Source organism: Janthinobacterium kumbetense (genome assembly GCF_023703445.1).
Classification (GTDB): Bacteria; Pseudomonadota; Gammaproteobacteria; order Burkholderiales; family Burkholderiaceae_D; genus Janthinobacterium; species Janthinobacterium kumbetense.
Genome location: NZ_JAMQGR010000001.1, coordinates 1,599,273 through 1,611,092 on the forward strand (window position 1 = coordinate 1,599,273; position 11,820 = coordinate 1,611,092).

An 11,820-nucleotide genomic window follows, 5' to 3' on the forward strand; every position below is an offset into this window, starting at 1 on the left:
ATCTCCCTCAATTTTCGTGGAACGCCTGTCCAAACCTACTGTGCGGCGCGCTTTGCGGCCTGCGATGCTCACCGTACTAAAGTACGGTTGCGCTTCTTAGCCACAAATCACTGCCGCTCGCTACGGTTTTGCCATGCGTAAATCTTCTATTTATTAGTCAGTGCGCACGGTGCGCTGCTCGATGCGTTTTTCCGGGTTCGCATTGACCACGATGCGGTGCACGAAGATGCTGGGGGTATGCACCTGGTCCGGGTCGATCTCGCCCACTTCGACCAGTTTTTCCACTTCGACGATGGTGATCTTGCCCGCCATGGCCACGTTCGGGTTGAAATTGCGCGCCGTCTTGCGGTAGACCAAATTGCCCGCGCGGTCGGCCATGTAGGCTTTCACCAGCGACACATCGGCCACGAGGCTGCGTTCCATCACGTATTGTTCGCCGTCGAATTCGCGCAGTTCCTTGCCGTCGGCGACGATGGTGCCCACGCCGGTTTTCGTGAAGAAGGCGGGAATGCCGGCGCCGCCGGCGCGCAGCTTCTCGGCCAGGGTGCCTTGCGGCGTGAATTCCAGTTCCAGTTCGCCGGCCAGGTACTGGCGCGCGAATTCCTTGTTTTCGCCCACATAGGAGGCGATCATTTTCTTGATCTGGCGCGTGGTCAGCAGCTGGCCCAGGCCGAAGCCGTCCACGCCCGCGTTGTTGGAAATGGCCGTCAGGCCCGTCACGCCCGAATCGCGCAAGGCGCCGATCAGGGCTTCGGGTATGCCGCACAGGCCGAAGCCGCCAACGGCGATGGTCTGGCCATCTTGGACGATACCGGCCAGCGCCGAGGCGGCGTCAGGATAAACTTTATTCATGGGTGTCCCTCTATCTTTTGTTAAGCTTTGGTCTTGAGTCCATGACTCAGGCAGCGACTCAGCATAAAATACGCGAGTGGAAAGTACAATACCGTAGAACTACCGGCGCCGTGCCGGCAATCCCCCTGTGAGAGTGATACGTATCAGATGAACGCCGCGTCAGCCATCGATTATGAAAGTATCTTCCTGCACGCGCCCGTGGGCATGTGCATGTCGGAAAACCGCATCATGCGCAGCTGCAACGAAGCGCTGGCGGCCATGTTCGGCTATGCGCGCGCCCAGCTGGACGACCAGTCATTCGAAGTACTCTACCCCACGCACGACGAATTCCTGCGCACGGGTGACCGCATCATCCCCATCATGAACGCCAAGGGCCGCTATTCGGACGAACGCATCATGCGCCGCAGTAATGGAGAATTGTTCTGGTGCCACGTCACGGGCCACGCCATGCTACCGCGGGAACCGCTGGGGCCGGGCATCTGGACGTTCGAGGATGTCAGCGAGAAACGTCCCGTGACGGCGGAACTGACGCCGCGCGAGCGCGAAATCGCCGCCCTGCTGGTGGAAGGCAAGACCAGCAAGGTCATCGCCCGCCAGATCGACCTCAGCCCCCGTACGGTGGAAATGCACCGCGCCAAGCTGATGCGCAAGTTCGCCGCCTCCACGTCGTCCGAGCTGGTGCACAAGCTGGTGGGCTTGCAGCTGCAGCGCTAAGGCTGCAGCCAAGGTGACTATCGTTTAACGCCAAGTAAAACCGTCGCGAGCGGCAGCGATTTGTGGCCGAGAAGCGCAACGCGCAGCAGGTTTTATGGCGTTAAAAGGTGCTCATGCCGCCATCGGCGGAAATGATGGCGCCATTGATGAAATGCGAATCCTCGCCCGCCAGCAACAGCAGCAGGCCGTCGAGGTCTTCCGGCTTGCCCGGACGTTTATTCGGCAGCATTTCGATCAATTTCTTGCCCTGTTCGGTGGCAAAGTAATCTTCGTTGATTTCCGTGGAAATGTAGCCGGGGCAGATGGCGTTCGTGTTGATGCCGTACTTGCCCCACTCCACGGCCATGGCGCGCGTCATGTGCACCATGCCCGCCTTGCTCATGCAGTACACGCCGATCTGCGGCAGCACCTGCAAGCCCGCCATCGAGGCGATATTGATGATGCGGTGCTGCTTCTTCGGGTCGCCCTTGGCGCGCGCGATCATGCGCTTGGCCGTTTGCTGGGCCACGAAGAACGATCCGCGCAGGTTGGTATCCATCACGAACGAGTAATCCTCGGGCGTGACGTCCACCAGGCGTTGCGTGGTGGAGACACCGGAATTGTTGACGAGAATATCGATGGGGCCCGCTTCCGTTTCCGCGTGCGCGATGGCCGACTTGATGCTGGCGAAGTCGGTCACGTCGAGCGACACCACGTGCGCGGCGCCGCCATCGGCTTCGATTTCGGCGCGCAATTCCTTCAGGCGTTCGGTGCGGCGCGACGCCAGCACGACCTGCGCGCCAGCCTGGGCCAGCACTTTCGCAAAGCGCGCGCCGAGGCCGCTCGATGCGCCGGTAATCAGGGCAATCTTGCCCTCGAAATTGACTTCTATGCCCACGAGCTACTCCTGTTTTATTTTAGATAACACTTTACGCCGTGCCGATGGCGCAGGGGCAAAATACCCTGCGTCGCACTTGAGCAAAGGTAAACGCCATCATTACACAAAATGGCCGGATTTAGATTGCGGCGAGGGGCAATGTCACGCAAAATGGCGCCAAAGTTGCAATCCTCGTCAAAAACAAGCACACTCGTGCTTAAATTTCCCCGATGATGCTTTATTCCCTATCCTTGCTACCTAATTGAGTGACTATAAATCGAGACCATGACACAGCCTAATAACTTAGTTGAACAGTACGGACCGCGCGAAACCATGGAGTATGACGTGGTGATCGTCGGCGGTGGCCCCGCAGGCTTGGCCGCGGCGATCCGCCTGAAGCAGCTGGCCGCTGAAAAGAGCCAGGAAGTGTCCGTCTGCGTGCTGGAAAAAGGCGGCGAACTGGGCGCGCACATCCTGTCGGGCGCCATCATGGACCCGAAAGCGCTGACCGAACTGATTCCGAACTGGAAAGAACTGGGCGCGCCCCTGAACACGGAAGTGACGGAAGACCGCATCCTGTTCCTGACCGAAACGAAAGCGTATAAGACGCCGGGCTTCGCCGTGCCGGCCTGCTTTGAAAACCACGGCAATTACATCGTCTCGCTGGGCAATGTGGTGCGCTGGATGGGCCAGCAGGCGGAAAACCTGGGCGTGGAAATCTTCCCCGGCTTCCCTGCCGCGGAAATCCTCTACAACGACGACGGTTCCGTCAAAGGCGTGGCGACCGGCAACATGGGCGTCAAGCGCGACGGCGAACCGGGCCCCGACTTCCAGCTGGGCATGGAATTGCACGCCAAGTACACCCTGTTCGCCGAAGGCGCGCGCGGCCACCTGGGCAAGCAATTGATGGCCAAGTATGACTTGAATGCCGGCAAGGACCCGCAGTCCTACGGCATCGGCATCAAGGAATTGTGGGAAATCGACCCCGCCCAGCACAAGCCGGGCCTGGTGATCCACTCGAGCGGCTGGCCGCTGGACACGAAAACCTACGGCGGCTCCTTCCTGTACCACCTGGAAAACAACCAGGTCATGGTGGGGTATGTGGTCGGCTTGAACTACGAAAACCCGTACCTGTCGCCGTACGAGGAATTCCAGCGCTACAAGACGCATCCGGAAATCCGCAAGTTCTTCGAAGGCGGCAAGCGCATTTCGTACGGCGCGCGGGCGATTGCGGCCGGCGGCCTGCAATCGTTGCCGAAACTGGTGTTCGCGGGCGGCGCGCTGATCGGCTGCGATGCGGGCTTCCTGAACATGAGCCGCATCAAGGGCAGCCACGCGGCCATCAAGAGCGGCATGCTGGCGGCGGACGCGGCCTTCGGCGCGCTGGGCGAACAGCGCCAGCACGACGAACTGACGAGCTACCCTGTCGCCTTCGAACAATCGTGGCTGCATGAAGAGCTGCACGTGGCGCGCAACGTCAAGCCATGGCTGTCGAAAGGCCTGTACCTGGGCAGCCTGATGACGGGCATCGACCAGCTGATCTTCCGCGGCAAGGCGCCGTGGACCCTGCACCACTCGCATGGCGACCACGAATGCCTGAAACCGGCCGCCCAGTCGAAGAAGATCGTGTATCCGAAACCCGATGGCAAGTTGACCTTCGACAAGATGTCGTCCGTGTTCATTTCGAACACGAACCACGCGGAAGACCAGCCGATCCACCTGACGCTGAAGAACGCCAGCGTGCCCGTCGACGTCAACCTGGCCACGTATGCGGGTCCGGAAGCCCGTTACTGTCCCGCCGGCGTGTACGAGTTCGTGAAGAACGACGACGGCGCCGAACGCCTGCAGATCAATGCACAGAACTGCGTGCACTGTAAAACCTGCGACATCAAGGATCCGACGCAAAACATCGTGTGGGTGACACCGGAAGGCGGCGGCGGGCCGAACTATCCGAATATGTAATCGCAAGGCTCCGCAGCAGCGGCTGACAATCGGCCAGAACAGCGCACTCCCATCCGGCAGTGCGCTGTTTTTTTGTCGGAAGGATCAGAATTGCCCGCACTTTGGACCAACTGCAACAGCAAGTGCGCATTCGCGCGGCGTACGTCAACAAATTCCCCTCGGAAAGTTTCTCACGGGCACTGTCACCAGTTACAATTCCCGTTGCTAAACATTTCTGCCAGCCTCAGCCCATGCACCCGACCCTCCCTCCCGCAGTCTCCCCCGACACCGAATTACAGCAAGCCATCGCTGAACACCAGGCAGGGCGTTTTGCCGAGGCGGAAGAGATTTACCTGTCGATCCTGCAGGCCCATCCCTACCATGCCATCGCCAACCACAACCTGGGCTTGCTGGCCGGACAAGTGGGCCAGCACGTGGCCGGCCTGCCGTATTTGCGCAAGGCGCTGTCCGTCGCCCCGGACGAAGGCCAGTTCTGGCTGTCCTATGCGCAGGGATTGCTGCAGGCGGGACAGCCCGACGAAGCGCTCGACATCGTCGACACCGCCATCGGCCGCGGACTGGACAACGATGCTTCGCAAGCGCTGCGCCGGCAGGCGCAGGAAGCCGTCGCGCTGGCGGCCCTGTCGCCGTCGCAGCCGGAAATGGACCACATCGTACAGCTGTACCAGGCAGGCCAGCATGCGCAGATGGAAGCGGCCTGCCGGCAATTGCTGGCAAGCTATCCCGACTCGCCATTCGGCTGGAGCGTGCTGGGCACGGCCCTGCAACTGCAAGGCAAGGATGCCCTCGCCACGCTGCAGCGGACGGTGGAACTGACGCCGCACGATGCGCAGGCGCATGGCCACCTGGGCAATGCCTGGCAAACGGCCGGCAAACTCGATGCAGCCCGCGACTGCTACCTGCGGGCGCTGGAAATCGAGCCTGCGTTCGCCGAGGCGCACTGCAACCTGGGCAACCTGCTCCAGGCGGAAAACCGGCTGGACGAGGCCGTGGCGAGCTATCGCCGCGCCCTTGCCTTAAAGCCGGACTACGCGCTGGCGGCATTTAACCTGGGCAATGCGCTGCTGCGCCAGAAACAGTTTGGCGCCGCTGCCGACAGCTTCCGCGCCGCCACCCTTGCATTGCCCGACGACGCCGAAGCGCACAACCGGCTCGGCCAGGCGCTGCACGAAAACAAAAATGTGCAGGACGCCGTGCGCAGCTTCCAGCGCGCGCTGCAGATCAAACCCGATTACCGGGCGGCACGGAACAATCTGGTCGCCGCCTACCTGGCGCTGAAACAGTATCAGGATGTATTGACGTGCCTCAACACGGCCATGGAATCCGAACCAGATGATGAAGAATTGCACTTTCATTTAGGTAATGTCATGCGCACCATGGGCAAAAGCAAGGAAGCGCTGGCCGCGTTCCAGCGCGCCCTGGAAATCAAGCCCGACTACGCAGCGGCGGAAATCAATCTGTGCTCGCTACTCCATGCCGAAGGCCACCTGGAGGAAGCCATCGCCAGCGGCTATCGCGCGCGGACGGTGGCGCCGCATATTCCGGAAAGCCACAGCGGTCTGCTGTTTTGCCTCAGCCATAGCATCGATATCGACGCCCAACGCCTGTTTGAGGAACATTGCCGCTTCGGCGACGCCTTCGACCACCCGTCCACGGCCGGGACGGCGGAAGGCCAAGGTTTCCACAACGACAACAATCCCGCGCGGCGCATCAGGGTCGGCTTTGTCTCGGGCGACTTCAATTCGCACGTGGTGTCCAATTTCGTCGTGCCCGTGATCGCGCACCTGAGCGCCAGCCCCGGCCTGAGCCTGTATGCCTATTACAACAATACGCTGGAAGACGCCGTCACGCAGCGCCTGCGCGGCTATTTCCCGCATTGGCAAAACATTATCGAAGTGAGTGACAGCAACTTGCAGGAAAAGGTCCGCGAAGACGGCATCGACATCCTGGTCGACCTGTCCAGCCATACGGCCTTCAACCGCCTGACGGCCTTTGGCCGCAAACTGGCGCCGATTCAGGTCAGCTGGATCGCCTATCCCGGCACAACTGGCCTGAAAACCATGGATTACTACCTGACGGACCCGCAATTCGACGTCGATGAAAAGTACTTCACGGAAAAAGTCGTGCTGCTGCCCGCCAGCGTGCCCTTCCTGCCATCGTCGGACTCCCCGGAACTGGTCCGCGCGCCCGCGCTGGGCAACGGCTACCTGACCTTCGGCAGCTTCAATCGGCTCAGCAAGCTCAATCCAGGCGTCATCGCCCGCTGGGCAAAGCTGCTGCGGGCCCTGCCCGAAGCGAAAATGCATCTGGCTGCCATGCAAAAGGACAGCGACATCGCCACCTTGCAAGCCTGGTTCGCGCAGGAAGGCATCGCCGCCGACCGCCTGACCTTCCACGGCCGCACCCACCTGGGCGGCTATCTGGCCCTGCACCAGCAAATCGACCTTTGCCTCGACACCTTCCCGTACACGGGCGGCACCACCACGCTGCACGCGCTGTGGATGGGCGTGCCCACGCTGACGCTCAAGGGTACAAGCGTACCGAGCCATGCCGGCGCCTGCATCTTGCAGCATGTGGGGCTCGACGCCTTCATCGCGACCGACGACGACGATTTCGTCCGGAAAGGAATATTCTTGTCTAACAACATCATGCAACTGGCCGTCCTGCGCGCAGACTTGCGCAACCGCATGCAAGAGTCGGCGCTGGCCGACTCCCGGGCGATTGCCCACAATATGGAACAGGCTTTCCGCACCATGTGGCAGCGCTGGTGCGGCGGCTTGCCGCCCGCATCGTTCGCCATTGCGCCCGACGACGCCAGCAAGCAGGCGGTGCAGTCATGAGCGACAAGAAGCCCATTTACGTCACGCAGCCGCTCATGCCGGATTTGCAAGATTTCCTGCCGTATCTGGAAGAAATCTGGGAAAACAAGATCCTCACCAACGGCGGCCCGTTCCACCAGCAACTGGAACAGGCGCTGTGCGACTATCTTGGCGTCAAGCACATCTGCCTGTTTACCAATGGCACGCTGGCGCTGATCACGGCCCTGCAGGCGCTGCGCATCACCGGCGAAGTGATCACCACGCCCTATTCCTTCGTCGCCACCGCCCATTCGCTGCTGTGGAATGGCATCAAGCCCATTTTTGTCGATATCGACCCGCTGAGCCTGAATATGGATCCCGCCAGGATCGAGGCAGCCATCACGCCGCACACGACCGCCATCATGCCGGTGCACTGCTATGGCCGTCCCTGCGACGTGGAACGCATCGAAAAGATCGCCGACAACTATGGCTTGAAAGTCATCTACGACGCGGCGCATGCGTTCGGCGTGCGGCACAAGGGCAGCAGCGTGCTCAATTGCGGCGACCTGTCCGTGCTGAGTTTTCACGCCACCAAGATTTTCAATACCTTTGAAGGGGGCGCGATCGTCTGCCCCGACGCCAAGACCAAGCAACGCATCGACCATCTGAAAAATTTCGGCTTCGTCGACGAAGTGACGGTGGTGGCGCCCGGCATCAACGGCAAGATGAGCGAGATCAACGCCGCATTCGGCCTCCTGCAATTGAAGGGCATCGACGCGGCTCGCCTGCAGCGGCGCGCCATCGATGGCCGCTACCGGGAACGGCTGGCGGCCATCGCCGGCATCGACTGCCTGCCGGCGGGAGAGGAAGAATCGGCCAACCATTCCTACTTCCCCATACTCGTCAAGGAAGCCTACGGCACCAGCCGCGACGCACTGTTCCAGCTGCTGCGGGACGAGAATATCTATGCGCGCCGCTATTTCTATCCGCTCATCAGCGACTTCCCCATGTACCGCAGCATGCCGACCGCCGCCCACAGCAATCTGCCGAACGCACTGCAGGCATCGCGGCAAATCATCTGCCTGCCCATCTATCCCGGCCTGGATCTCGATCAGGTCGATGCCATCTGCGCCATCGTCGAGCGTCACGCACAGGCCGGCCTGACTCCATGAATATTTCCACAGACACCGACTTTTTCGGCACCATCGACGACCATCGCTGGGCGGCACAATTTACCGTGCTGTCCTATAAAAGTGGCGGACAGACCCTGATACCGCATGGCTTTTTCCGTAACTGGCTGGGCAATGAGCCCGACTTCGGGCAATTTACCATTGGCCGCTGTTCCGGCATCGGCATCGGTTCGCAAGCCAAATACGATTCGACCGCGCAGCACCTGCAAATCGGGCGCTACGTTTCCGGCGGCGCGAATCTGCGCTTCATCCTCAACGGCCAGCACGACATGCGCACCATTTCCACGTATCTTCTGGCATTGGGCGGCATGGGCCTGGAAAACAGCCCGATTCCCCAATATGCCGATACGGTCATCAAGAACGATGTGTGGATCGGCGACGAGGCGATGATATTGGGCGGCGCGGTCATCGAGAATGGCTGCGTCATCGGTGCGCGCACGCTGGTGCCGCCCAATTTCCGCAGCGAACCCTACGGCATTTACGCCGGGACGCCGGCGCGGCTGCTGCGCTTCCGCTTCAGCGAGGAAGTGCGCGCAGCCCTGCTGGCGCTGGCCTGGTGGGAACTGCCGCTGAGCTGGATACGCGAGAATAATGCGCATTTCCTGCAAAACATGACGGCCGACGACGGCGAGGCGCTGCGCGTCATAGCAGAACTGGCGGAAAGCAAGCGCCGCCACCTGGAAGCCGGCGCCGGCGCCGCACACCCGCACAAGGATGACCATGTCTGAACTTTTCAATCCCGGCTATTACACCGAAGAAGACTTGCACGGCGCGGGGTTTCGCAGCCTCGGCCACAACGTGCGCATCGCCAGGAACTGCGTCATCATCGGCATCGACAATATCGCCATCGGCAACAACGTGCGCATCGATGGCTACAGCACGCTGGTGGCGGCGGGTGGCCATATCCGCATCGGCAGCTACGTTCACATTGGCGGCGGCTGCTTTCTCTCCGGCGGCGCAGGCATCACGCTGGAAGACTACGCCGGCTTGTCGCAAGGCGTGCGCCTGTACAGCAAGACCGATGACTACAGCGGAGCGAGCATGACCAACCCCACCGTGCCGGCGGAATTTACAAACTGCAAGAGCGGCGCCGTCCACCTGGGCAGGCACGTCATCATCGGCTCGGGCAGCGTGGTGCTGCCCGGCGCGCAGCTTGGCGAAGGCGTCGCCGTGGGCGCGCTCAGCCTGGTCACCAGGTCCCTGCCGGCGTGGGGAATCTATGCGGGCACACCGGCGAAGCGTATCAACAGCCGCGACCAGGGGCTGTTAATTGCGGAAGAGCAATTGCGCGCGCGGGATGCCGTGAAAAATAGTTAAAGATGCATTTTTAATCATAATTTCCATGGCAATAAAAATCATCGCAGGCCAGCGGCCAGCTAAAAAATATTTCCATGTAGCATTTAATACATAAGCAGAAATAGCCGCCTTGTGCTTGTGAGAGCAGAAAAATAGCGCGTCTCGCTGAATATATCCTACAGGAGCAATACAATGCTGAGCCTTCACACCAATAACGCATCGCTGTCCGCACAAAACTCGATCGCCAAGACCCAATCGCAACTGTCGACCTCGATGACCCGCCTGTCGACCGGCTACCGCATCAACTCGGCAATGGACGACGCTGCCGGCCTGCAGATCGCCACCCGCCTGAAAGCACAGACCAGCGGCATGACGGTCGCCATGAGCAACACGCAAAACAGCACCTCGATGCTGCAAACGGCTGAAGGCGCGTTCGGCGAAGTCACCAACATGCTGGTGCGCATGAAAGACCTGGCCACGCAAGCTGCCGATGCTTCGTCGAACACGGCCGACAAGGACGCCATGCAAGCCGAGTACGACGCACTGGGCCTGGAATTGTCCAACGTGATGAACAACACCACGTTCGGCGGCCAAGCTCTGCTGACCGGCGGCACCATCGCCAGCGCCATGACGTTCCAGATCGGCGCCGCGAAGTCGGAAACGATGACCATCAACCTGTCCACCTCGATGGGCAGCGTCGCCACCGCACTGGGTTCGGCCACCGCCAACTTCGCCGGTACCGCCGGCGGCACCGAACTGAAAACCCTGGCCAACACGGCCATCGGCAGCCTGGTTTCGGCCATCGACAGCATCGGCGTGGTACGTTCGGCACTGGGCGCCGCCGCCAACCGCCTCGACCACGTCAACAGCAACCTGTCGAACATCTCGACCAACACCAAGGCCGCTACCGGCCGCATCATGGACGTCGATTTCGCCACCGAAAGCTCGAACATGACCTCGTCGCAGATGCTGCTGCAAGCCGGCACCGCGATGCTGAAACAAAGCAACAGCATGTCCTCGATGGTCATGTCCTTGCTGCAATAATCACCGGCGCCTCGCGCCACATGAAAGCCCCGGCAAGCGATTGCCGGGGCTTTTTTTCATGGCGCCGCGCCAGATAAAAAATTTCCATGTGGAATTTAATGAAAGGCGCACCCCTGTCGCCTTGTAGGAGTGAGGGCAAGAAATTACCTGCCGCTCGACGAATTCACTTACCAGGAGCAATACAATGCTGAGCCTTCACACCAACAACGCATCGCTGTCCGCACAGAACTCGATCGCCAAGACCCAATCGCAACTGTCGACCTCGATGACCCGCCTGTCGACCGGCTACCGCATCAACTCGGCAATGGACGACGCTGCGGGCCTGCAGATCGCTACCCGCCTGAAAGCACAGACCAGCGGCATGACGGTCGCCATGAGCAACACGCAAAACAGCACCTCGATGCTGCAAACGGCTGAAGGCGCGTTCGGTGAAGTCACCAACATGCTGGTGCGCATGAAAGATCTGGCCACGCAAGCTGCCGATGCTTCGTCGAACACGTCCGACAAAGACGCCATGCAAGCCGAATACGACGCACTGGGCCTGGAATTGTCCAACGTGATGAAAAACACCACGTTCGGCGGCCAAGCTCTGCTGACCGGCGGCACCATCGCCAGCGCCATGACGTTCCAGATCGGCGCCGCGAAGTCGGAAACGATGACCATCAACCTGTCCACCTCGATGGGCAGCGTCGCCACCGCACTGGGTTCGGCCACCGCCAACTTCGCCGGTACCGCCGGCGGCACCGAACTGAAAACCCTGGCCAACACGGCCATCGGCAGCCTGGTTTCGGCCATCGACAGCATCGGCGTGGTACGTTCGGCACTGGGTGCCGCCGCCAACCGCCTCGACCACGTCAACAGCAACCTGTCGAACATCTCGACCAACACCAAGGCCGCTACCGGCCGCATCATGGACGTCGATTTCGCCACCGAAAGCTCGAACATGACCTCGTCGCAGATGCTGCTGCAAGCCGGCACCGCGATGCTGAAACAAAGCAACAGCATGTCCTCGATGGTCATGTCCTTGCTGCAATAATCACCGGCGCCTCGCGCTGTATGAAAGCCCCGGCAAGCGATTGCCGGGGCTTTTTTTCATGGCGGCGCGCCA

The 11,820-nt window shown here is 60.8% G+C and carries 10 protein-coding genes; 8 read left to right on the plus strand and 2 right to left on the minus strand.

All coding sequences use genetic code 11. The features are described from left to right. Positions 1 to 153: 153 nt before the first annotated feature. A complete protein-coding gene (locus tag NCG91_RS06960; RefSeq protein WP_099664372.1) occupies positions 154 to 852 on the minus strand; it encodes a CoA transferase subunit A in 699 nt (232 codons plus the stop codon). Positions 853 to 999: 147 nt separating this feature from the next. Between NCG91_RS06960 and NCG91_RS06965 the strand changes: the two genes are divergently transcribed. Next, positions 1,000 to 1,566 carry a LuxR C-terminal-related transcriptional regulator gene (locus tag NCG91_RS06965; RefSeq protein WP_166450196.1) on the plus strand — a complete coding sequence of 189 codons (567 nt, stop codon included), beginning with the start codon at positions 1,000 to 1,002 and terminating at the stop codon, positions 1,564 to 1,566. A 100-nt stretch (positions 1,567 to 1,666) separates the two neighbouring features. Here the strand turns inward: NCG91_RS06965 and NCG91_RS06970 are convergent, their stop codons facing one another. Next, complete coding sequence (locus tag NCG91_RS06970; protein ID WP_034752351.1) at positions 1,667 to 2,443, minus strand: SDR family oxidoreductase; 777 nt, start codon at positions 2,441 to 2,443, stop codon at positions 1,667 to 1,669. A 264-nt stretch (positions 2,444 to 2,707) separates the two neighbouring features. On the opposite strand from NCG91_RS06970, the gene NCG91_RS06975 reads away from it, so the two are divergent. The 7 genes from NCG91_RS06975 to NCG91_RS07005 all read left to right on the plus strand — a co-directional run bounded on the left by NCG91_RS06975 (position 2,708) and on the right by NCG91_RS07005 (position 11,748). After that, positions 2,708 to 4,384: an electron transfer flavoprotein-ubiquinone oxidoreductase gene (locus NCG91_RS06975; RefSeq protein WP_174718100.1), complete on the plus strand. Its 1,677-nt coding sequence runs from the start codon at positions 2,708 to 2,710 to the stop codon at positions 4,382 to 4,384. 230 nt (positions 4,385 to 4,614) lie between these two features. Next, positions 4,615 to 7,224: a tetratricopeptide repeat protein gene (locus NCG91_RS06980; protein WP_251349162.1), complete on the plus strand. Its 2,610-nt coding sequence runs from the start codon at positions 4,615 to 4,617 to the stop codon at positions 7,222 to 7,224. Then, positions 7,221 to 8,354, plus strand: coding sequence for a DegT/DnrJ/EryC1/StrS family aminotransferase (locus NCG91_RS06985; protein ID WP_099664375.1), 1,134 nt, complete (start codon positions 7,221 to 7,223; stop codon positions 8,352 to 8,354). The genes NCG91_RS06980 and NCG91_RS06985 overlap by 4 nt, the downstream gene beginning before the upstream one ends. Beyond that, positions 8,351 to 9,100, plus strand: a complete 750-nt coding sequence (locus NCG91_RS06990; RefSeq protein WP_077403212.1) for a CatB-related O-acetyltransferase — start codon at positions 8,351 to 8,353, stop codon at positions 9,098 to 9,100. The genes NCG91_RS06985 and NCG91_RS06990 overlap by 4 nt, the downstream gene beginning before the upstream one ends. Next, a complete protein-coding gene (locus tag NCG91_RS06995) occupies positions 9,093 to 9,689 on the plus strand; it encodes an acyltransferase (RefSeq protein ID WP_251349163.1) in 597 nt (198 codons plus the stop codon). The genes NCG91_RS06990 and NCG91_RS06995 overlap by 8 nt, the downstream gene beginning before the upstream one ends. A gap of 171 nt (positions 9,690 to 9,860) precedes the next feature. After that, positions 9,861 to 10,712 carry a flagellin N-terminal helical domain-containing protein gene (locus tag NCG91_RS07000; RefSeq protein ID WP_099411526.1) on the plus strand — a complete coding sequence of 284 codons (852 nt, stop codon included), beginning with the start codon at positions 9,861 to 9,863 and terminating at the stop codon, positions 10,710 to 10,712. A gap of 184 nt (positions 10,713 to 10,896) precedes the next feature. Then, a complete protein-coding gene (locus NCG91_RS07005) occupies positions 10,897 to 11,748 on the plus strand; it encodes a flagellin N-terminal helical domain-containing protein (protein ID WP_251349164.1) in 852 nt (283 codons plus the stop codon). Positions 11,749 to 11,820 lie beyond the last annotated feature (72 nt).

Bases quoted from the DNA above. Each gene is read 5' to 3' on its own strand.
- NCG91_RS06995 (WP_251349163.1), top strand. From the start codon at position 9,093: ATGTCTGAACTTTTCAATCCCGGCTATTACACCGAAGAAGACTTGCAC.
- NCG91_RS07000 (WP_099411526.1), top strand. From the start codon at position 9,861: ATGCTGAGCCTTCACACCAATAACGCATCGCTGTCCGCACAAAACTCG.
- NCG91_RS06990 (WP_077403212.1), top strand. From the start codon at position 8,351: ATGAATATTTCCACAGACACCGACTTTTTCGGCACCATCGACGACCAT.
- NCG91_RS06965 (WP_166450196.1), top strand. From the start codon at position 1,000: ATGAACGCCGCGTCAGCCATCGATTATGAAAGTATCTTCCTGCACGCG.
- NCG91_RS06975 (WP_174718100.1), top strand. From the start codon at position 2,708: ATGACACAGCCTAATAACTTAGTTGAACAGTACGGACCGCGCGAAACC.
- NCG91_RS06985 (WP_099664375.1), top strand. From the start codon at position 7,221: ATGAGCGACAAGAAGCCCATTTACGTCACGCAGCCGCTCATGCCGGAT.
- NCG91_RS06980 (WP_251349162.1), top strand. From the start codon at position 4,615: ATGCACCCGACCCTCCCTCCCGCAGTCTCCCCCGACACCGAATTACAG.
- NCG91_RS06960 (WP_099664372.1), bottom strand. From the start codon at position 852: ATGAATAAAGTTTATCCTGACGCCGCCTCGGCGCTGGCCGGTATCGTC.
- NCG91_RS07005 (WP_251349164.1), top strand. From the start codon at position 10,897: ATGCTGAGCCTTCACACCAACAACGCATCGCTGTCCGCACAGAACTCG.